The organism is Modestobacter altitudinis (assembly GCF_005930475.1).
Classification (GTDB): Bacteria; Actinomycetota; Actinomycetes; order Mycobacteriales; family Geodermatophilaceae; genus Modestobacter; species Modestobacter altitudinis.
Window position 1 is genome coordinate 14,652 of sequence record NZ_SJEW01000038.1, and the last position, 19,955, is coordinate 34,606.

18 protein-coding genes are annotated in these 19,955 nt (G+C 72.8%); 15 read left to right on the forward strand and 3 right to left on the reverse strand.

Going from position 1 to position 19,955, the window contains the following annotated elements:
- Positions 1 to 68: 68 nt before the first annotated feature.
- From FHL79_RS14790 to FHL79_RS14805, 4 genes are all read left to right on the forward strand, one after another.
- Positions 69 to 716, forward strand: coding sequence for an ATP-dependent Clp protease proteolytic subunit (locus FHL79_RS14790; protein WP_439331132.1), 648 nt, complete (start codon positions 69 to 71; stop codon positions 714 to 716).
- A gap of 2 nt (positions 717 to 718) precedes the next feature.
- The gene (locus FHL79_RS14795) at positions 719 to 1,351 is read left to right on the forward strand and encodes an ATP-dependent Clp protease proteolytic subunit (RefSeq protein ID WP_138759351.1); all 633 of its coding nucleotides are present in this window, start codon (positions 719 to 721) and stop codon (positions 1,349 to 1,351) included.
- Between the two features lie 313 nt (positions 1,352 to 1,664).
- Positions 1,665 to 2,939 carry an ATP-dependent Clp protease ATP-binding subunit ClpX gene (gene clpX, locus FHL79_RS14800; RefSeq protein ID WP_138759352.1) on the forward strand — a complete coding sequence of 425 codons (1,275 nt, stop codon included), beginning with the start codon at positions 1,665 to 1,667 and terminating at the stop codon, positions 2,937 to 2,939.
- A gap of 192 nt (positions 2,940 to 3,131) precedes the next feature.
- On the forward strand, positions 3,132 to 4,052 hold the full coding sequence (locus tag FHL79_RS14805; RefSeq protein WP_138759353.1) for a DUF559 domain-containing protein: 921 nt from the start codon (positions 3,132 to 3,134) through the stop codon (positions 4,050 to 4,052).
- Between the two features lie 53 nt (positions 4,053 to 4,105).
- Here the strand turns inward: FHL79_RS14805 and valS are convergent, their stop codons facing one another.
- The gene (valS, locus tag FHL79_RS14810) at positions 4,106 to 6,682 is read right to left on the reverse strand and encodes a valine--tRNA ligase (RefSeq protein WP_138759354.1); all 2,577 of its coding nucleotides are present in this window, start codon (positions 6,680 to 6,682) and stop codon (positions 4,106 to 4,108) included.
- Between the two features lie 19 nt (positions 6,683 to 6,701).
- Here valS and FHL79_RS14815 point away from each other — a divergent pair, with 19 nt between their 5' ends.
- The 3 genes from FHL79_RS14815 (at position 6,702) to FHL79_RS14825 (ending at position 8,928) form a co-directional block, all read left to right on the forward strand.
- Positions 6,702 to 8,090 (forward strand): bifunctional folylpolyglutamate synthase/dihydrofolate synthase, encoded by a 1,389-nt coding sequence (locus tag FHL79_RS14815; protein ID WP_138759355.1) that lies wholly within the window; start codon positions 6,702 to 6,704, stop codon positions 8,088 to 8,090.
- Between the two features lie 73 nt (positions 8,091 to 8,163).
- Positions 8,164 to 8,544 carry a DUF4233 domain-containing protein gene (locus tag FHL79_RS14820; protein WP_138759356.1) on the forward strand — a complete coding sequence of 127 codons (381 nt, stop codon included), beginning with the start codon at positions 8,164 to 8,166 and terminating at the stop codon, positions 8,542 to 8,544.
- A gap of 171 nt (positions 8,545 to 8,715) precedes the next feature.
- Positions 8,716 to 8,928 (forward strand): hypothetical protein, encoded by a 213-nt coding sequence (locus tag FHL79_RS14825; RefSeq protein ID WP_138759357.1) that lies wholly within the window; start codon positions 8,716 to 8,718, stop codon positions 8,926 to 8,928.
- Here FHL79_RS14825 and FHL79_RS14830 read toward each other — a convergent pair.
- Both FHL79_RS14830 and FHL79_RS14835 read right to left on the reverse strand, forming a co-directional pair.
- Positions 8,925 to 9,452, reverse strand: a complete 528-nt coding sequence (locus FHL79_RS14830) for a Clp protease N-terminal domain-containing protein (RefSeq protein ID WP_138759358.1) — start codon at positions 9,450 to 9,452, stop codon at positions 8,925 to 8,927. The genes FHL79_RS14825 and FHL79_RS14830 overlap by 4 nt on opposite strands.
- A 1-nt stretch (position 9,453) precedes the next feature.
- Positions 9,454 to 9,675: a helix-turn-helix domain-containing protein gene (locus tag FHL79_RS14835; protein ID WP_138759359.1), complete on the reverse strand. Its 222-nt coding sequence runs from the start codon at positions 9,673 to 9,675 to the stop codon at positions 9,454 to 9,456.
- 72 nt (positions 9,676 to 9,747) lie between these two features.
- On the opposite strand from FHL79_RS14835, the gene ndk reads away from it, so the two are divergent.
- The 8 genes from ndk to proB all read left to right on the forward strand — a co-directional run bounded on the left by ndk (position 9,748) and on the right by proB (position 19,886).
- The gene (gene ndk, locus FHL79_RS14840; RefSeq protein ID WP_246080809.1) at positions 9,748 to 10,167 is read left to right on the forward strand and encodes a nucleoside-diphosphate kinase; all 420 of its coding nucleotides are present in this window, start codon (positions 9,748 to 9,750) and stop codon (positions 10,165 to 10,167) included.
- 61 nt (positions 10,168 to 10,228) lie between these two features.
- Entirely contained in the window at positions 10,229 to 12,154 is a 1,926-nt protein-coding gene (locus tag FHL79_RS14845; RefSeq protein ID WP_138759361.1) for a TIGR03960 family B12-binding radical SAM protein, read from the forward strand.
- A complete protein-coding gene (locus FHL79_RS14850; RefSeq protein ID WP_138759362.1) occupies positions 12,155 to 12,922 on the forward strand; it encodes a TIGR03936 family radical SAM-associated protein in 768 nt (255 codons plus the stop codon). It begins immediately after the preceding gene.
- Positions 12,923 to 13,191: 269 nt separating this feature from the next.
- The gene (locus FHL79_RS14855; RefSeq protein WP_246080811.1) at positions 13,192 to 16,404 is read left to right on the forward strand and encodes an Rne/Rng family ribonuclease; all 3,213 of its coding nucleotides are present in this window, start codon (positions 13,192 to 13,194) and stop codon (positions 16,402 to 16,404) included.
- Between the two features lie 183 nt (positions 16,405 to 16,587).
- Positions 16,588 to 16,899: a 50S ribosomal protein L21 gene (rplU, locus tag FHL79_RS14860; protein ID WP_026846190.1), complete on the forward strand. Its 312-nt coding sequence runs from the start codon at positions 16,588 to 16,590 to the stop codon at positions 16,897 to 16,899.
- Between the two features lie 7 nt (positions 16,900 to 16,906).
- Positions 16,907 to 17,182, forward strand: coding sequence for a 50S ribosomal protein L27 (rpmA, locus tag FHL79_RS14865; protein WP_138759363.1), 276 nt, complete (start codon positions 16,907 to 16,909; stop codon positions 17,180 to 17,182).
- A gap of 95 nt (positions 17,183 to 17,277) precedes the next feature.
- On the forward strand, positions 17,278 to 18,768 hold the full coding sequence (obgE, locus tag FHL79_RS14870; protein WP_138759364.1) for a GTPase ObgE: 1,491 nt from the start codon (positions 17,278 to 17,280) through the stop codon (positions 18,766 to 18,768).
- Complete coding sequence (gene proB, locus FHL79_RS14875; protein ID WP_138759365.1) at positions 18,765 to 19,886, forward strand: glutamate 5-kinase; 1,122 nt, start codon at positions 18,765 to 18,767, stop codon at positions 19,884 to 19,886. The genes obgE and proB overlap by 4 nt, the downstream gene beginning before the upstream one ends.
- Positions 19,887 to 19,955 lie beyond the last annotated feature (69 nt).

The window sequence follows — 19,955 nt, forward strand, 5'->3', positions numbered from 1 at the left end:
CCCCGACCACCGGCCAACCCGTTCCACGAGACCGACTGCACCGCAGTCCTACGGAGGTCACCGCACCCGTGAGCACCCCACTGATCACCCCCGGCGCGCCGCTGATGCGCGCCGGCGGCTCGATGATGAACCTCAACGACTCGGTCTACGAGCGCCTCCTGCGCGAGCGGATCATCTTCCTCGGCAGCCAGGTCGACGACGTGATCGCCAACCAGCTGGCCGCGCAGATGCTGCTGCTGTCCGCCGAGGACCCCAAGCGCGACATCCACCTGTACATCAACTCGCCCGGTGGCTCGGTCACCGCGGGCATGGCCATCTACGACACGATGCAGTTCATCGACTGCGACGTCGCCACCTACGCGATGGGCCTGGCCGCCTCGATGGGCCAGTTCCTGCTCACCGCCGGCACCAAGGGCAAGCGGTACTCGCTGCCGCACACGCGGATCCTGATGCACCAGCCCTCGGCCGGCGTCGGCGGCACCGCCTCCGACATCGCGATCCAGGCCGAGCTGTTCCGCAGCACCAAGCAGGAGCTGAACAAGCTCCAGGCGAAGCACACCGGGCAGACCGCCGAGCGGATCAACGAGGACTCCGACCGCGACCGGTGGTTCACCGCGCAGGAGGCCCTCGAGTACGGCTTCGTCGACCACGTGGTGACCCGTGCCGACACCATGACCCAGACCGACAACCCGGTCACCGACGGACCGGAGAAGTGACCATGAACGACTTCCAGATGCCCTCCAGCCGCTACATCCTGCCCTCCTTCGTGGAGCGCACGAGCTACGGCATGAAGGAGTCCAACCCGTACAACAAGCTCTTCGAGGAGCGCATCATCTTCCTCGGGGTGCAGGTCGACGACGCGTCGGCCAACGACGTGATGGCGCAGCTCATCACGCTGGAGTCCAACGACCCCGACCGCGACATCACCATGTACATCAACTCGCCCGGTGGCTCGTTCACCGCGCTCACGGCGATCTACGACACGATGATGTTCGTCCGTCCCGACATCCAGACCGTCTGCATGGGCCAGGCCGCCTCCGCGGCCGCCGTCCTGCTCGCGGCGGGCACCCCCGGCAAGCGGCTGGCGCTGCCCTACTCCCGGGTGCTGATCCACCAGCCCTCCGGCGAGGCGGGTGGCCAGGTCACCGACCTGGAGATCCACGCCCGCGAGATCGAGCGGGTGCGCACGCTGATGGAGGCCATCCTGGCCCGGCACACCGGCCAGACCCAGGAGCAGGTCCGCAAGGACATCGACCGGGACAAGATCCTCACGGCCCAGGAGGCCAAGGACTACGGGATCGTCGACCAGGTCATCGCCAGCCGGAAGCTCAACGCACTGCCGGCTGCCTGATGCAGTGACGGTGCGGACCGGGGGCGCTTTTCAGGTCCCCGGCCCGTACCGTTCTCCCAACCCGTCCGGCGGTCGGCGCGAGCCTCCACCGGGTCACGGGGGAGGTGCGAGGCAGGTGTTACGGGCCGGGTGAACCGGGTGCGTCAGTTCCCGGGAACGTCGGTCCAGCCGGGTAGGTTCGGTGAACGCCCGATCCCCGGTCAGTACCGCAGGGACGCAGGACGCCAGGTCTCAGGGCGTCGACGAGGGCAACGACAAGGCACGAACCAGGGGCAACGGCACAGCCGTCCCACTCGAGGTGGAGGTCAGCCAGGTGGCACGTATCGGTGAGAGCGGCGACCTGCTCAAGTGCTCGTTCTGCGGCAAGAGCCAGAAGCAGGTCAAGAAGCTCATCGCTGGCCCCGGGGTGTACATCTGCGATGAGTGCATCGACCTCTGCAACGAGATCATCGAGGAGGAGCTCTCGGAGTCGTCGGACCTCAAGTTCGACGAGCTGCCGAAGCCCAAGGAGATCCACGACTTCCTCGAGCAGTACGTCATCGGCCAGGACCAGGCCAAGCGCACCCTCGCCGTCGCGGTCTACAACCACTACAAGCGGATCCAGGCCGGCGGTGACCGCGGCAGCCGCGACGAGGGCGTCGAGCTGGCCAAGTCCAACATCCTGCTGATGGGCCCGACCGGGTGCGGCAAGACGCACCTGGCGCAGACCCTCGCGCGGATGCTGAACGTCCCCTTCGCGATCGCCGACGCCACGGCGTTGACCGAGGCCGGGTACGTCGGTGAGGACGTCGAGAACATCCTCCTCAAGCTGATCCAGGCAGCGGACTACGACGTCAAGCGCGCCGAGACCGGGATCATCTACATCGACGAGGTCGACAAGATCGCCCGCAAGAGCGAGAACCCGTCGATCACCCGCGACGTCTCCGGTGAGGGCGTGCAGCAGGCGCTGCTGAAGATCCTCGAGGGGACGACGGCGTCGGTGCCGCCGCAGGGTGGCCGCAAGCACCCGCACCAGGAGTTCATCCAGATCGACACCACGAACGTGCTGTTCATCGTGGGTGGCGCGTTCGCCGGCCTGGACCAGGTGATCGAGGCGCGCACCGGGAAGCAGGGCATCGGCTTCGGCGCCGAGGTCCGCGGCAAGGCCGAGATCGAGGAGGCCAACGCCTTCGCCCAGGTCATGCCCGAGGACCTGCTGAAGTTCGGCATGATCCCCGAGTTCATCGGCCGCCTGCCGGTCATCACCAGCGTGCAGAAGCTGGACCGCGAGGCGCTGATCAACATCCTGACCGAGCCCAAGAACGCCCTGGTGCGCCAGTACCGCCGGCTGTTCGATCTCGACGGGGTGGAGCTCGAGTTCACCGACGACGCGCTCGAGTCGATCGCCGACCAGGCCATCCTGCGGGGCACCGGTGCCCGTGGGCTGCGGGCGATCATGGAGGAGGTCCTCCAGTCGGTCATGTACGACATCCCCAGCCGCGAGGACGTCGCGACCGTCGTCATCACCCAGGACGTCGTCCTGCAGCACGTGAACCCGACGATCGTCCCCCGCAAGCCCGCCCGCGCCCCCCGCGAGAAGTCCGCCTGACCTGCCGGAACCAGCGCTGTCGGCCCGCTCCCCACTCCGGGGAGCGGGCCGTTGCGTCTCACGGGGCGACGGTGTGCGCCGACTGCCAGTTCCTGGCCGGCGGGGTGTCAGTTCGCGCCCACTGTCTCCGATCGTCCACAGGCGCCGGTTGCGCGAGGACGCCGTCGGTGCAGAGACGGGCAAGCTCTCTGCGTGCGTCCGGACCCGGCAGTCGTCGTCGGCCCTGACGGCTGGACCACCTGGGAGCTCGTGACCCGGCAGATCAGTCCGACCACCCTGCGCGCGTGGGTGGCTGCCGGCCGGCTCGTCCCCGTGGGCCATGCGCGCTACGCGACTCCGGCAGCGGCCGGGCAGTGGCGGACCCGGGTCGCCGCCGCGCTGCACGCGACCGACGCAGTGGCCAGTCACACGACTGCCCTGGCGTTGTGGGGTCTGCTCGCACCGCGGGCCGGGCCCGTGCACGTGAGCGTCGGCGTCGGGGCGAGTGGGCGGGCTTCAGCCGGCGTGGTCCGTCATCGTGGCCGGGACGTCGACTGGCATCGGCGTCGCGTCGACGGACTGCCGGTGACCTCGGTCGAACGTTCCGTCGTCGACGCCTGGGGGAGCCCGGGCGGGTGCGACCGTGCCGACCTGCGCGGGTCGGCGATCGCCGCCGTCCGACGTCGGATGTGCTCCCCGGAGGCGCTGGAAGCCGAACTCGCGCTGCGGCCACGACTGCCCGGCCGCGCAGAACTCGCCCAGCTGGTGCAACTGCTGGCCGACGGGTGCCAGAGCGAACTGGAGATCTGGGGCTGCCTCCACGTGCTGCGCGCTCCGGGCATGCCGGTCTTCGGGCAGCAGCGCGTCGTCGTGGTGGCGGGGGAGCGGTTCGCCCTGGACGCCGCCTACGACGAGGTCCTGCTGGCGGTGGAGATGGACGGTGCCGCCTGGCACGGCTCCCCAGAGCAGCGCGAGCGGGACATCCGCCGGGACGCCCTCGTGGCCACCATCGGCTGGCAGACCCTGCGCTTCAGCTACCGGCGCCTCACCGGGGCGGCCGATGCCTGCCGCCGCGAGGTCCAGGCGGTCCACGGCGCACGGCTCCGCCTCTTCGGCCTCGACAGCGGGCGCTGACTGTCAGCTCGGCAGCTCCGAACTGGCACCCAGCGCCCGCTGTTCGCTGACGGTCAGGTCTCCGCCAGGACGACGTCGACGGTGAGCGGGCCCTCGCCGGCGACCACGGTGAGCTCGGCGATCCGCCCGGCGGCGGTGAGGTCCCGGCGGGCGGCCTCGACCTGCGCCACCTGCACCTCGGGGGCGGTCACCGTCGCCGAGGCGACGTCGGCCCGCATCGACTGCTTGGCCTCCGACTTCGCCTTGCGCACCGCTGCCAGTGCTTCCGCGGCCACGGCGGGCACCGCCCGGTCACCGCCGGTGGGCAGCTCGGTCGCGGTCGGCCACGCCGCCCGGTGCACCGAGCCGCTCTGCCACCACGACCAGACCTCCTCGGTGACGAACGGCAGCACCGGCGCGAGCAGCCGCAGCTGCACCGACAGCGCGAGCGCCAGGGTGGCCTGGGCCGACCGGGCACCCTCGTCGGAGGCGTAGGCGCGGGTCTTCACCAGCTCGACGTAGTCGTCGCAGAACGACCAGAAGAACGTCTCGGCGACCTCGAGCGCCCGGGTGTAGTTGTAGGCGTCCATCGCCGCGGTCGCCTCGTCGACCACCGTGGCCAACCGCGCCAGCAGCCCGAGGTCGATCGGCTCGGTCACGTCCGAGGCCTGCAGCGCGGTCGACGCGCCGAGCCCGAGCACGAACTTGCCGACGTTGAGGACCTTCATGGCCAGCCGGCGACCGACCTTCATCTGCGCCTCGTCGAAGGGCGAGTCGGCGCCCGGGCGCGCCCCTGCCGCCCGCCAGCGCACCGCGTCGGTGCCGTAACGCTCCAGCACGTCGATCGGGGTGGTCGCATTGCCCTTGGACTTCGACATCTTCTTGCGGTCGGGGTCGACCACGAAGCCGGAGATCGTGGCGTGCGTCCAGGGCACGGTGCCGTGCTCGAAGTGCGCCCGGACGACGGTGGAGAACAGCCAGGTGCGGATGATGTCGTGCGCCTGCGGCCGCTGGTCCATCGGGAAGACGTGCGCGAACAGCTCCGGGTCGGTGTCCCAGCCCGAGGCCACCTGCGGCGACAGCGAGGAGGTCGCCCAGGTGTCCATCACGTCGGGGTCGGCCATGAACCCGCCGGGCACGCCGCGCTGGCCCTCGGTGAACCCGTCCGGGACGTCGGAGGACGGGTCCACCGGCAGCGCCGACTCCGGCGCCAGCAGCGGCTGCTCGAACACGGGCTCCCCGTCGGCGTCCAGGCGGTACCAGACCGGGAACGGGACGCCGAAGAAGCGCTGGCGGCTGACCAGCCAGTCGCCGTTGAGGCCCTCCACCCAGTTCTCGTAGCGGTGCCGCATGTGCTCGGGCACCCACTGGATCTCGCGGCCCCGCTGGAGCAGAGCGTCGCGCAACGAGGCGTCCCGCCCGCCGTTGCGGATGTACCACTGCCGGGTGGTGACGATCTCCAGCGGGCGCTCGCCCTTCTCGAAGAACTTCACCGGGTGGGTGATCGGCTTGGGATCCCCGACCAGGTCGCCGGACTCGCGCAGCAGCTCGACGATGCGGGCCTGCGCGCTGAACGAGGTCTTCCCGGCCAGCTCGGCGTAGACGTCGGCGGGCACCCCGGCCGGCGGGTCGGCGACGAAACGGCCGTCCCAGCCGATGACGGCGCGGGTCGGCAGCTGCAGCTCGCGCCACCAGGTGACGTCGTTGAGGTCACCGAAGGTGCAGATCATCGCGATGCCCGAGCCCTTGTCCGGCTCGGCCAGCCGGTGCGCCACCACCGGGACCTCGACGCCGAACAGCGGCGTCCGGACCGTCTTCCCGAACAGCGGCTGGTACCGCTCGTCGTCCGGGTGCGCGACCAGCGCCACGCATGCCGGCAGCAGCTCCGGGCGGGTGGTCTCGATGAACACCGGGCCCTCGGCGCCGGAGAAGGCGATCCGGTGGTAGGCGCCGGGCCGCTCCCGGTCCTCCAGCTCGGCCTGGGCGACCGCCGTCCGGAAGGTGACGTCCCAGAGGGTCGGCGCCTCCTGGGCGTAGGCCTCGCCGCGGGCCAGGTTGTGCAGGAACATCCGCTGCGCGGTGGCCCGGGAGGTCTCCGAGATCGTCCGGTAGACGCTCGACCAGTCGACCGACAGGCCGACCCGGCGCCACAGCTTCTCGAACTCGGCCTCGTCGACGGCGGTCAGCCGCTCGCAGAGCTCGACGAAGTTGCGCCGGGAGATGGGCAGCTGGTCCTTGCCCGGCTTCTTCGGGGGCGTGAAGGTCGGGTCGTAGGGGAGCGAGGGGTCGCAGCGGACGCCGTAGAAGTTCTGCACCCGGCGCTCGGTCGGCAGGCCGTTGTCGTCCCAGCCCATCGGGTAGAAGACGTGCTTGCCGCGCATCCGCTGGTAGCGGGCGACGATGTCGGTGTGGGTGTAGCTGAACACGTGCCCCACGTGCAGCGACCCGCTCGCCGTGGGCGGCGGGGTGTCGATCGCGTAGGTCTCCGAGCGCGGGGCGGCGAGTGCGCCGGCCCGGTCGAAGGCGTAGGTGTCGTCCTCGGCCCAGCGGGCGACCCAGGTGGCCTCCAGACCGTCCAGGGTGGGCTTCTCGGGTACGACGGCCCCGACTCCCGGGGCCGTGCTCTCCAGGGCTGAGGTGTCGGCTGCCATGACTGGCATCCTAGGAGCGGTGAGCACCTCCCTTTCCCGTGACCTCGACAGGGTCGAGCAGGCGCTCCTCGCGCGGTGGCCGGAGAACCGGCTCGAACCGTCCCTGACCCGCATCTCCGCGCTGGTCGACCTGCTGGGCTCGCCGCAGCGCGCGTTCCCCGTCGTCCAGGTCACCGGCACCAACGGCAAGACGACGACGGCGCGGATGATCGACGAGCTGCTGCGCGGCTTCGGCCTGCGGGTGGGCCGCTTCACCAGCCCGCACCTGGAGGAGCTGCGCGAGCGGATCGTGCTGGACGGCGAGCCGCTGCCGGCCGAGCGGTTCGTCGAGGTCTACGACGACATCGCGCCCTACGTGCAGCTGGTCGACGCCGGCAGCGACGTGCCCATGTCGTTCTTCGAGGTCATGGTGGCGATGGCCTACGCCGCCTTCGCCGAGGCACCGGTGGACGTCGCGGTCATCGAGGTCGGCATGGGCGGCACCTGGGACGCGACCACCGTCGCCGACGCCCGGGTCGCCGTGGTCACCCCGGTCTCGATGGACCACGCGGAGTACCTGGGCCCCGACGTCGCCAGCATCGCCACCGAGAAGGCCGGCATCATCAAGCCCGCGCCGCCGACCGAGGAGGGGCTGCCCGGCATCGACGTCGTCGCCGTGCTCGCCCACCAGCCCCCTGGCGCCCTCGAGGCGCTGGTGCGCCGGGCCATCGAGGTCGACGCCACCGTGGCCCGTGAGGGCACCGAGTTCGGCGTGCTCGAGCGCCGCGTCGCCGTGGGCGGTCAGCAGGTCCGGCTGCAGGGCCTGGGCGGGGAGTACGACGAGGTCTACCTGCCGCTGTTCGGCGCCCACCAGGCGCAGAACGCCGCGGTGGCACTGGCCGCCGTGGAGGCGTTCCTGGGTGCCGGGTCGGCCACCGGCGTGGTCGCGCAGGACGTCGTCCGGGAGTCGTTCGCGGCGGTCCGCTCGCCGGGCCGGCTCGAGCGGGTGCGCAGCTCGCCCACGGTGCTGGTCGACGCCGCGCACAACCCGGCCGGCATGGCCGCGACGGTGGCGGCGGTGCGCGAGTCCTTCGACTTCACCCGGCTCGTCGGCGTGGTGGGCTGCGTGCACGGCAAGGACGTCGGCGGGATGCTCGCCGAGCTCGAGGGGCTGTGCGCCGAGCTGGTCGTCACCCAGAACAGCTCGCCGCGGGCCATCCCCGCCGACGAGCTGGGTGCCCTGGCGGTCGACGTCTTCGGCGCGGACCGGGTCAGCGTGCACCCGCGGCTGCCCGACGCGATCGAGTCGGCCATCGAGCTGGCCGAGGCCGGCGCGGACGACGCGCTGGGCGGCTCCGGCGTGCTGGTCACCGGCAGCGTGGTCACCGCCGGGGAGGCCCGGAGCCTGCTGTCCGGCGGGCGCTCGTGACCGAGCTTGCGAGGTCACGGATGGGCACAGCACCGCGCGGCACGGGCACGACGAGCGCCAGCGAGGAGTGGCGGTGACCGCGCCCGACCCGGTCCGGGCCGGCCGGGCGCTGAGCGGGGCGGGGGCGGCGATCCTGCTGCTGGAGGGGATCGCCGTCCTGTTCGTGCCGCGCGGCATCGCGCAGAGCGGCGACGGGCTCACCGGCTTCCGGCTGGTCGTGCTCATCGTGCTGGCGGTGCTGCTGGTCCTGGCCAGCGGCCTGCAGCGCCGCCCGCAGGGCCTGGTGATCGGCACGGTGCTGCAGGTGCCGCTGCTGCTGACCGGCTTCTTCGGCTCGGCGATGTGGCTGGTCGGCGGGCTCTTCGTGGTGATCTGGGCCTACCTGCTGCAGATCCGCAAGGACCTGCTGGGCAGCCCGTTCGGCCCGCCGCCGTCGGCACCTCCCGCCGACTGACCGCCGGGTTCACCCCTCCGAGGGGCGCGCAGAGCCCGTGGTCGGGGCACGCTGACGGCCACGTTGCGTGACTCGGGTATGACCCCCGTCACCGGAGGCAGGGGGAGCACCATGGCCGACCACAGTCGTTGCTGCGCGAGGCGTCCCGAGCCCGCCGGGAAGGCGAGGACCGTGGTCGCGGGACGGGACGAGCCGGTGGGGTCGATCAGCTACACGATCGCCGAGTACGCGCACCGGGTCCGCCACCAGCTCCACGACGACCTGGTCGAGCGGCACGCCCGCGAGCTGCACTCGCGCAACAGCTACGACTGCTGGAACGGGCTGGGCGACCGCGACCAGGAGCTGTGGCGGCACATGGCGCGGCTGGACCTGACCAACCGCTAGGCGACGTCGGGCTCGCCGCCGGCCCGGTCCTGCACCGAGCCGGGGTCGGTCCCCAGCTGGGCGAGGACGCGGCTGACGGTCGGGTCACCCACGGCGAGGACGCCGAGGAGCACGTGCCCGCTGTCCAGCCGGCGCTCCTTCCGCCGGAGAGCAGCCTTGAGCGCCTGCTCCAGGGCCCGCTTGCTGCCGTCGGCGAACGGGATGTGCCCGCCGGTGGGCCGGCGTCCCCGGTCGAGGGCACCGGCGCCGAAGGTCGCCTCCGCGGTGGCGCGCACCTGGGCCAGGTCGACGCCGAGGACGGCGAGGGCGTCGGGGTCCAGCGGGTTGCCCGCCGCGGCCACCACGGGTGCCAGCCGCTCGTGGTCGACGCCGGCCGCGCGCAGCGCCGTCCCGCCGCGGCTGGGGTCGCGGGTCAGGGCCAGCAGCAGGTGGACCGGCTCGATCCGCTCGGCCCGCAGCTCCCGGGCCTCTTCCTGGGCGAGGACGACGGCCCGCCGGGCCTCGTCGGTGAAGCGCTCGAACACGTCAGCGGTCCCTTCTCGAGGTGGCGTGCTTCTTGTGGACGGCCTGCTTGCTCACGCCGAGGGCGTCGGCGATCTGCTGCCAGGACCAGCCGCGCGCCCGCGCGTTGCCGACCTGGAGGAGCTCCAGCCGGTCGGCCAGGTCGCGGAGTGCGCGGATGGCGCGCAGCCCGGTGTCCGGGTCGTCGGCCGCGGCTGCGGTGGTGACGTCGGTGGGAGAGGCCATGACGTCAACGTAGGTTGACGTGCTCTGCTTGTCAACCCATGTTGACGAATGGTGTCCCGTACGCTCCCGGCCGTGTCTGCACCCACCGCTGAACGCTCCCTCGTCCTGGTCAAGCCCGACGCTGTCGCCCGTGGCCTGGTCGGCCAGGTCGTCGCCCGGCTGGAGGCCAAGGGCCTGCGCCTGGTCGCCGCCGAGCTGCGCACCCTGACCGTCGAGGTCGCCGAGGAGCACTACGGCGAGCACCGCGAGCGCCCGTTCTTCGGCTCGCTGGTCGAGTTCATCACCGGCGGCCCGCTGCTCGCCCTGGTCGTCGAGGGCCCGCGGGCCATCGAGGCGTTCCGGGCGCTGGCCGGCGCCACCGACCCGGTCAAGGCCGCCCCCGGCACCATCCGCGGCGACTACGCCCTCGAGGTGCAGGCCAACATCGTGCACGGCTCGGACTCCCCGGAGTCGGCCGCCCGCGAGATCGCGCTCTTCTTCCCCCAGCTCTGACGTTCCGGGGGCCATGTTGGCCAACATGGCCCCCTGAGGGGGCGGCTACCCTGGACGGGTCATGACTGTGGACTCGCTCTACCCCCAGCTCGAGCCGTTGCTCGCCCAGGTGCAGAAGCCCATCCAGTACGTGGGCGGTGAGCTCAACGCCCAGGTCAAGCCGTGGGACGAGGTCGCCGTCCACTGGGCGCTGATGTACCCCGACGCCTACGAGGTCGGCCTGCCCAACCAGGGCCTCATGATCCTGTACGAGGTGCTCAACGAGCGCCTGGACGCCCTGGCCGAGCGCACCTACGCCGTCTGGCCGGACCTCGCCGGGCTGATGCGCGAGCACGGTGTCGGCCAGTTCACCGTCGACGCGCACCGCCCGGTGCGCGACTTCGACCTGCTGGGCGTCAGCTTCGCCACCGAGCTCGGCTACACCAATCTGCTCGAGGCGCTCGACCTCGCCGGCGTCCCGCTGCACGCGGTCGACCGCGACGAGACCCACCCGGTCGTCGTGGCCGGTGGGCACGCCGCCTTCAACCCCGAGCCGGTCGCCGACTTCGTCGACTGCGCCGTCCTCGGCGACGGTGAGCAGGTCGTCGGCGACATCACCGACGTCGTCGCCGCGTGGAAGGCCGAGGGCCGCCCCGGCGGGCGGGTCGAGCTGCTCGCGCGGCTGGCCCGGGTCGACGGCGTCTACGTCCCGCGCTTCTACGCCGTCAGCTACGCCGCCGACGGGACCATCGCCGAGGTGCTGCGCACCCGGGACGACGTCCCGGCGCGGGTCGGCAAGCGCACGGTGATGGACCTGGACGAGTGGCCCTACCCGAAGCAGCCGCTGGTCCCGCTCGCGGAGAGCGTGCACGAGCGGATGAGCGTGGAGATCTTCCGCGGCTGCACCCGGGGCTGCCGGTTCTGCCAGGCCGGGATGATCACCCGGCCGGTGCGCGAGCGGACCATCACCGGGATCGGCTCGATGGTCGACGCCGGCCTGAAGGCCACCGGCTACGAGGAGGTCGGGCTGCTGTCGCTGTCCAGCGCCGACCACTCCGAGATCGGCCAGCTGGCCACCGAGCTCGCCGACCGGTACGAGGGCACCAACACCGGCCTGAGCCTGCCCAGCACCCGGGTCGACGCGTTCAACGTCACGCTGGCCAACGAGCTGTCCCGCAACGGCCGGCGCTCGGGCCTGACCTTCGCCCCCGAGGGCGGCAGCGAGCGCATCCGGCGGGTGATCAACAAGACCGTGTCCAAGGAGGACCTGGTCCGCACGGTCACCACGGCCTACGCCAACGGCTGGCGGCAGGTGAAGCTGTACTTCATGTGCGGTCTGCCGACCGAGACCGATGCCGACGTGCTGGAGATCGCCGAGCTGGCGGTCGAGGTCATCCGCGCCGGCCGAGAGGCCAGCGGCTCCAAGGACATCCGCTGCACCGTCTCCATCGGTGGGTTCGTCCCCAAGCCGCACACCCCGTTCCAGTGGGCCGGGCAGGCGAGTGCGGAGACCATCGACCACCGGCTGCGGATCCTGCGCGAGGCGATCAACGCCGACCGGCGGATCGGGCGCTCCATCGGCCTGCGCTACCACGACGGCAAGCCCGGGGTCATCGAGGGGCTGCTGTCCCGCGGCGACCGGCGGGTCGGTCGGGTCATCGAGCGGGTGTGGCGCGACGGCGGGCACTTCGACGGCTGGAGCGAGCACTTCTCCTTCGACAGGTGGACGACGGCCGCCGCGGAGGAGCTCGCCCCCCTGGGGCTGGACCTGGACTGGTACACGACCCGGGAGCGCACCGAGCACGAGGTGCTGCCCTGGGACCACCTGGACTCCGGGCTGGACAAGGAGTGGCTCTGGGAGGACTGGCAGGACGCGGTCTCCGAGGACGAGGTCGGCGACTGCCGGTGGACCGGCTGCTACGACTGCGGTGTCTGCCCGACCATGGGCACCGAGATCCAGATCGGCCCCACCGGGCGCAGCCTGCTGCCGTTGTCCGTGGTGCGCTGAGTGGCCCGCCAGCCCGACGGCCCGCCGCCGCCGCCCACCGTCCAGAAGCTGCGGCTGCGCTACACCAAGCGCGGCCCGCTCCGGTTCGCCTCGCACCGCGACCTGGCCCGGGCGCTGGAGCGCGCGCTGCGCCGTGCCCAGGTGCCGATGGCGTTCTCCGCCGGCTTCAGCCCGCACCCGAAGATCTCCTACATGGGGGCGGCGCCGACCGGTGCGGCCTCGGAGGCGGAGTACTTCGAGATCGGGCTGTCCGCGCGCCGGGACCCCGAGCAGGTGCGCGCCGCGCTGGACGCCTCGCTGCCGCCGGGGATCGACGTCCTCGAGTGCGTGGAGGCGCTCGAGGGCAGCGGGTCGCTGGCCGACCGGCTGGACGCCACCCGCTGGCGGATCGACCTGCCCGGGGTGGACGCCGACGAGCTCGCCGCGGCCGTCCAGGAGCTGCTGGCACGGGAGGTGGTGATGGTCGCCAAGCGCACGAAGAACGGCACCCGGGACGTCGATGCGCGTGCCGCCGTCGTCCGTGCAGCGGTGGCCGTGGAGGCAGGTTGTGCCATACTGCACGTGGTCGTACGGCAGCTCACGCCGACCGTTCGACCGGATGACGTGATGGCCGCTCTGGCTGCCGTCGCCGACCTGCGCCCGCCGTTGCCCATCCGGGCCGTGCGTGAGGCGCAGGGCCGGCTCGACGACAGCGGTGAGGTCGCCGATCCGCTAGGGCCCGACCGTGCGGTGCGCTCCTGCTGCCAGGAGGAGCGCGCGCCGGTCTGAACCGGCGGAGCCGGACGCCGTGCGTCGTCCGCGACACGTCTGCCAGCCGTGACGCGCCCGCACCACCCTGATCTTGCTCGGCCAGCACCACCCGCGTTCGCACGCTGCACCACCGGGCCCCGGCCGCACCGGCCGGGGCGCGGACCCAGACTTCGCGAGAAGGGCGCCGCCGCACCTCGCGGTCCGCCCGACCCGCCCAACCCGCGTCCCTGCGCGGCCGCCTGTCGGAGACGACCGGCGCCCGGGGACGCACAGGAGGCGAGCCCTCAGTGGCCGACCGCATCGACCCAGACACCACCGCAGACACCACTGCGACCGCCGGTTCCCCCGACGAGGCCCCGGCTCCGGCCGACCGCCCCGACGGGTCGCCGGCCGTCGAGCCCGCCGCGGGTGACCCCGCTGCCGAGCCGCTGACCGACGCCGCGGACGAGGACGAGGAGGCCGACAGCGAGGCCGAGGCCTCCGCCGCGGCCGCACTCCTCCCGGTGTCAGCGCCGGAGCCCGAGCCGGCCCTCGAGCCGGAGTCCGAGCCCGACCTGCCCCGCTTCGGTGCCCAGTTCAGCTCCCCGGAGCCCACCACCGTCACCGCCCGGCCGCGCCGCCGCGCCACCCGTCCGGCCCTGTCGGCCGACCCGGACTCGGTGCCCCCGCCGCCGGCGGCTCCGCCCGTCCCCGCCTTCGTCACCTTCGTGGCGCCCGAGCCCGACGCCGCCCCGACGCGCCGCCGCAGCCGGCGGCCCGCGGAGTCCCCGGCCGAGCCGGAGGAGTCCGCCCAGCCCGCCGCCGAGGTCGACGACCGGGAGGCGGAGCCCGCCCGGCCGCGCGGCCGAGGCCGCAACCGGCGCCGTGCCGCCGAGGAGGCCGTGGCCGAGCCGGTCGAGGTCGAGGACACCGACGACGTCCCCGACGTCGAGGTCGAGGCCGACGCGGAGGTCGAGGACCGCGACCTCGACGACGCCGACGACCGTGACGAGGAGGACGGCGGCGGCTCGGGCAGCCGCCGTCGCCGTCGGGGACGCCGGGGACGCGGCCGTGGCCGCACCGAGGACTCCGGTGACGCCGAGAACGACGCCGACGAGGACACCGAGGCGCCGGTCGTCGACACCGCGGATCCCGACGAGGAGTCCGACGACCCCTCCGACGCCGAGGGCGACGACAGCGACGACGAGACCGACGACGACAGCGCGGAGGCCGGTCAGGGCTCCAGCACGCGGCGTCGCCGGCGTCGGCGTCGGCGGGGGAGCAGCGGCGAGGGCACCGTCGAGGACACCAGCGACGACGACGACCGCCCGGAGCGCGCCGGCCGCAACGGCCGCACCTCCAGCGACGACGACGTCCGCGGCGTGGCCGGGTCCACCCGGCTGGAGGCCAAGCGCCAGCGGCGCCGCGAGGGCCGCGACGGTGGCCGCAAGCGCGCGCCGATCCTGTCCGAGTCGGAGTTCCTGGCCCGCCGCGAGGCCGTCGACCGGGCCATGGTGATCCGCCAGCAGGGCGAGCGCACCCAGATCGCCGTCCTCGAGGACGACGTGCTGGTCGAGCACTACGTGACCCAGACGCAGGCGACCTCGTTCGCCGGGAACGTCTACCTCGGCCGCGTGCAGAACGTGCTGCCCAGCATGGAGGCCGCCTTCGTCGACATCGGCAAGGGCCGCAACGCCGTCCTGTACGCCGGTGAGGTCAACTGGGACGCTGCCGGCCTGTCCGGCAAGTCGCGGTCGATCGAGACCGCGCTGAAGTCCGGGGACAAGGTCCTGGTCCAGGTGACCAAGGACCCGATCGGGCACAAGGGCGCCCGGCTCACCCAGCAGATCAACCTGCCCGGTCGCTTCCTGGTCTACGTGCCCGGCGGCTCGATGACCGGCATCAGCCGCAAGCTCCCGGACAAGGAGCGCACCCGGCTCAAGGACATCCTCAAGAAGATCGTCCCCGACGACGCCGGCGTGATCATCCGGACCGCCGCGGAGGGGGCCTCGGAGGAGGAGCTCACCCGCGACGTGGCCCGGCTGCAGGCGCAGTGGGAGGTCATCCAGACCAAGGCCGCCTCCACCAGCAACGCCCCGACGCTGCTCTACGGCGAGCCCGACCTGGCCATCCGGGTGATCCGCGACGTCTTCAACGAGGACTTCAAGCGGCTGGTCGTCTCCGGCGACGACGCCTGGGACACCGTCGAGGCCTACGTCGCGCACGTCTCCCCGGAGCTGTCGCAGCGGCTGCAGCGCTACGCCGGCACCGGCGACGTCTTCCGCGACCTGCGGATCGACGAGCAGCTGATGAAGGCCCTGGACCGCAAGGTCTGGCTGCCCTCCGGCGGCTCGCTGGTCATCGACCGCACCGAGGCGATGACCGTCGTCGACGTCAACACCGGCAAGTTCGTCGGCTCCGGGGGCAACCTCGAGCAGACGGTCACCCGCAACAACATCGAGGCCGCCGAGGAGATCGTCCGCCAGCTCCGGCTGCGCGACATCGGCGGGATCATCGTGATCGACTTCATCGACATGGTCCTGGAGAGCAACCGCGACCTCGTGCTGCGGCGGCTCACCGAGTGCCTGGGCCGGGACCGGACCAAGCACCAGGTCGCCGAGGTCACCTCGCTGGGTCTGGTGCAGATGACCCGCAAGCGGGTCGGTCAGGGCCTGCTCGAGGTCTTCTCCGAGCCGTGCGAGCACTGCCGCGGTCGTGGGGTGCTGGTGCACCTGGACCCGGTGGAGGACAAGAAGCGGTCCGGCGGGAACGGCGGGGGCAGCGCCGGTGGCAGCAGCTCCGGTGGCAGCAGCTCCGGGAGCAACGGCGGCGGGCGCAACCGCGACCGCGGCGACTCCGGTGGCAACGGCCGGGGCGACCAGCCCCGCAGGGACGCCGCCGAGCCCGCTGCTGCCGACACGGCCGAGGCGCCGGTGAGCGACGAGTCCGGGGCCGACTCCGGCGCCGGGACCGTCGAGGTCGCGGAGCAGCCCACCGGCGAGGGCCGCAGCGGGCGACGCAGCCGGGGACGCCGCGGCCGCGGTCAGTCCGGCGAGGCCCGGGCGGCCGAGGACGCCGCCGTGCTGGCCGGCGCCCAGGACGACGAGCCCGACACCGAGCCCGACATGGAGCCAGACACGGAGCCCGACGTGGTGGGCGACGTGCTGCTCGCCGGGGAGACCGTCGCCGAGGTGGCCGGGTCCGCCGAGGAGCCGGCCGCGGCTCCGGACGAGCCCGCCGTCGCCGAGCTCGTGGCCGTCGAGGCCCCGGTCGAGGAGCCCACGCCGGACACGGTGCTCGCGGCCGAGATCGCCGGCACGCCGGGCGACCCCACCGCGGAGCTCCCCGTCGCTGAACAGCTGCCCGTGGCCGAGGAGCCGCCCGTGGCCGAGGTCCAGCTGGAGCCGGCCGTCGTGGTCGCGCCCCAGTCGGTCGCCGAGCCGGTCGCCGAGGACGCGCCCCCGGTGGCCCGCCCGCGGCGTCGTCGGGCGGCGTCACGCCCCGCAGGACCGCCCGCGTAGCCGCAGGCCCGGTGCGGTTCGACCTGAGCTCTCCGGCTCGGGTACGCTGGCCGGGTTGCTCCGCAACGACAGGCCACCTCGTGGTGCGCCCGTCGGCAGGCAACTCGTCCAGCACTCGGCCGCGCGCCGGGGTGTGCGCAGGACACAGTGCTGGACAAACAGAGACCGATCGAGGAGTCAGTGGTGTACGCAGTCGTCAAGGCCGGTGGAACGCAGCACAAGGTGGGTGTCGGTGACACGTTCACCGTCAACCGTCTGAGCGGGGTGGCCGGTGACACCGTCACCCTCCCTGCCATCCTGCTGGTCGACGGCGACACCGTCACCACCGATGTGCAGGCGCTCGCGGGCGTGACCGTGACCGGCGAGATCGTCGAGCACGGCAAGGGCCCGAAGATCCACATCCACAAGTTCAAGAACAAGACGGGCTACCACAAGCGGCAGGGGCACCGTCAGCCCCTGACCAGCGTCGTGGTCCGCGACATCACGAAGGGCTGACGACGACATGGCACACAAGAAGGGCGCTTCGTCGTCCCGCAACGGCCGCGACTCCAACGCCCAGCGCCTCGGCGTGAAGCGTTTCGGTGGCCAGGTCGTCAAGGCCGGCGAGATCATCGTCCGCCAGCGTGGCACCCACTTCCACCCCGGCCTGGGCGTCGGCCGCGGCAACGACGACACGCTGTTCGCCCTCGTCCCGGGTGCGGTGACCTTCGGGTTCCGTCGCGGGCGTCGCGAGGTCACGATCACCGCCGTCCCGGCCCGCGAGACCGTCTCGGTCTAGTCCCACAGCTCTTCCGCGGGGTGGTGGCGCCTATCTGGCGCCGCCACCCCGTTCCCATTCACATAGTCCGGCCGTAGTGCAGAGAGGCGGCGATCATGGCCGCTTTCGTCGACCGTGTGACGGTCCACGTGGCCGCAGGCAACGGGGCCCACGGGGTCAGTTCGGTCCACCGCGAGAAGTTCAAGCCGCTCGGCGGCCCCGACGGGGGCAACGGTGGTGACGGCGGCGACGTCGTCCTCGAGGTCGACCCGAACGTGCACACGCTGCTGGACTTCCACCACGCGCCGCACCAGAAGGCCGCCAACGGCAAGCAAGCCGCCGGTGACTACAAGAACGGCGGACGTGGTGAGGACCGCGTGCTGCGCGTCCCGCCGGGCACCGTCGTCACGATCGACGGCGAGCAGGTCGCCGACTTGATGGGCGCCGGCACCCGCGTCGTCATCGCGCACGGCGGCAAGGGCGGGCTCGGCAACGCCGCGCTGGCCAACGCCCGGCGCAAGGCCCCCGGCTTCGCCCTGCTCGGCGAGCCCGGCGAGACGGTCGACGCCGTCCTGGAGCTCAAGAGCATCGCCGACGTCGGCCTGGTCGGCTACCCGTCGGCCGGCAAGTCCTCGCTGGTCGCGGCGATGTCCGCGGCCCGGCCGAAGATCGCCGACTACCCGTTCACCACCCTGGTGCCGCAGCTGGGCGTGGTCCGCGCCGGCGACGTCACCTACACGATGGCCGACGTCCCCGGGCTGATCCCGGGAGCGTCCACCGGCAAGGGCCTGGGGTTGCAGTTCCTCCGCCACGTCGAGCGCTGCGCCGTCCTGGTGCACGTGGTCGACATGGCCACCATGGAGCCCGGGCGCGACCCGGAGAGCGACATCGAGGCCCTGGAGCACGAGCTGCGCGAGTACGGCGGCGACGAGCTCGACCTGGTCGGCCGGCTGCGGATCGCTGTGCTGAACAAGATCGACGTCCCCGACGCCCGCGAGCTCGTCGACCTGGTGCGCACCTCGCTGGAGGAGCGCGGCCTGCAGGTGTTCCCGATCAGCGTCGCCACCCACGAGGGCCTGGACTCCCTCGGCTTCGCGCTGGCCCGGGCGGTCGAGGAGTACCGGGCCTCGCTGCCCGAGGTCGAGCCGGTGCGGATCACCCTGACGCCGCGCGCCGTCGACGACGGCGGCTTCACCGTCGAGCCCGACCCGCGCACCGACGGCTGGCTGGTCCGCGGCAAGCGGCCGGAGCGCTGGATCCGGCAGACCGACTTCAACAACGACGAGGCCGTCGGCTACCTCGCCGACCGGCTCAACCGGTTGGGCGTGGAGGAGGGGCTGGCCAAGGCCGGCGCCGTCCCCGGCGACGCGATCACCGTCGGCGACGTCACCTTCGACTGGGAGCCGACGCTGCCGGCCGGCACGCTCACCGTCGAGGAGACCGCGGGCCTGGGTGGCCGTGGCACCGACGTGCGGCTGGAGAACAACACCCGGCCCCGCGCCGAGGACCGGCTGGCGGCCAAGAAGGCCCGCCGGCTGCCCCACGAGCTGGCCGACGACGACGGCTGGATCGACACCCGGCTGCTCGAGGACGACGCCGACCGGTGAGCACGCGGGCAGACGTCGCCGCCGCCTCCCGGGTGGTGGTCAAGGTGGGGTCCTCGTCGTTGACGACGCTGCCCGGCGGTCTGGACGTCGACCGGCTGACCGCGCTGGTCGACGTCCTCGGGGCGCTGCGGGCCGCCGGCCGGCAGGTCGTGCTGGTCTCCTCCGGCGCGATCGCCGCGGGCCTGGCGCCGCTGTCGCTGACCGGTCGTCCCCGGGACCTGGCCACCGCCCAGGCGGCGGCCAGCGTCGGCCAGCTGCGGCTGGTGCAGACCTACGCCGACGCCTTCGCCGCGCACGGGGTCACCGTCGGCCAGGTGCTGCTGACCGCCGACGACCTGACCCGGCGCAGCCACTACCGCAACGCCTCGCGAACCATCGAGCGGCTGCTGGCGCTGGGCGTGCTGCCGATCGTCAACGAGAACGACACCGTCGCCACCGAGGAGATCCGGTTCGGCGACAACGACCGGCTCGCCGCGCTGGTGGCCCACGTGGCGGTGGCCGACGCCCTGGTGCTGCTGTCCGACGTCGACGGCGTCTACGACGGTGACCCGCGCAGCGGCCCGGCGCAGCTGATCGACACCGTCAGCGGCCTGGAGGACCTCGCCGCGGTCGCGCTCGGGTCGGCCAGCCGCAACGGCGTGGGCACCGGCGGCATGGCCACCAAGGTCGAGGCGGCGCTGATCGCGTCCGGGGCCGGGGTGCCCGTGGTCGTCACCTCCACGCCGCAGGCGGCGGCAGCGCTGGCCGGGGAGCGGGTGGGCACGCTGTTCGCGTCCCGGGGGCGGCGGCCCTCGGCCCGGCAGTTCTGGCTGCGCTACGCCAGCCGCCCGCGGGGCCGGGTGCTGCTCGACGAGGGGGCGGTCCGCGCGGTGCGGGAGCGGCACGCCTCGCTGCTGGCCGCCGGCGTCACCGGCTCGGCCGGTGACTTCCTCGCCGACGACCCGGTGGAGTTGGTCGGCCCGGACGGCGTCGTCGTCGCCCGCGGCCTGGTCGCGTACGACGCCCGGGAGCTGCCGGCCCTGCTGGGGCGCAAGACCGTGGACCTGGACCCGGAGCACCGGCGCGAGGTGGTGCACCGGGACGAGATGGTGCTGGTCAGCCGCCGAGTCGGGAGCTGAGAGACTGGCGGGGTGAGCGAGCTTGCGAGCGAACAAGAGGGCAGGGCACCCGGGGGCACGCGGCTGACG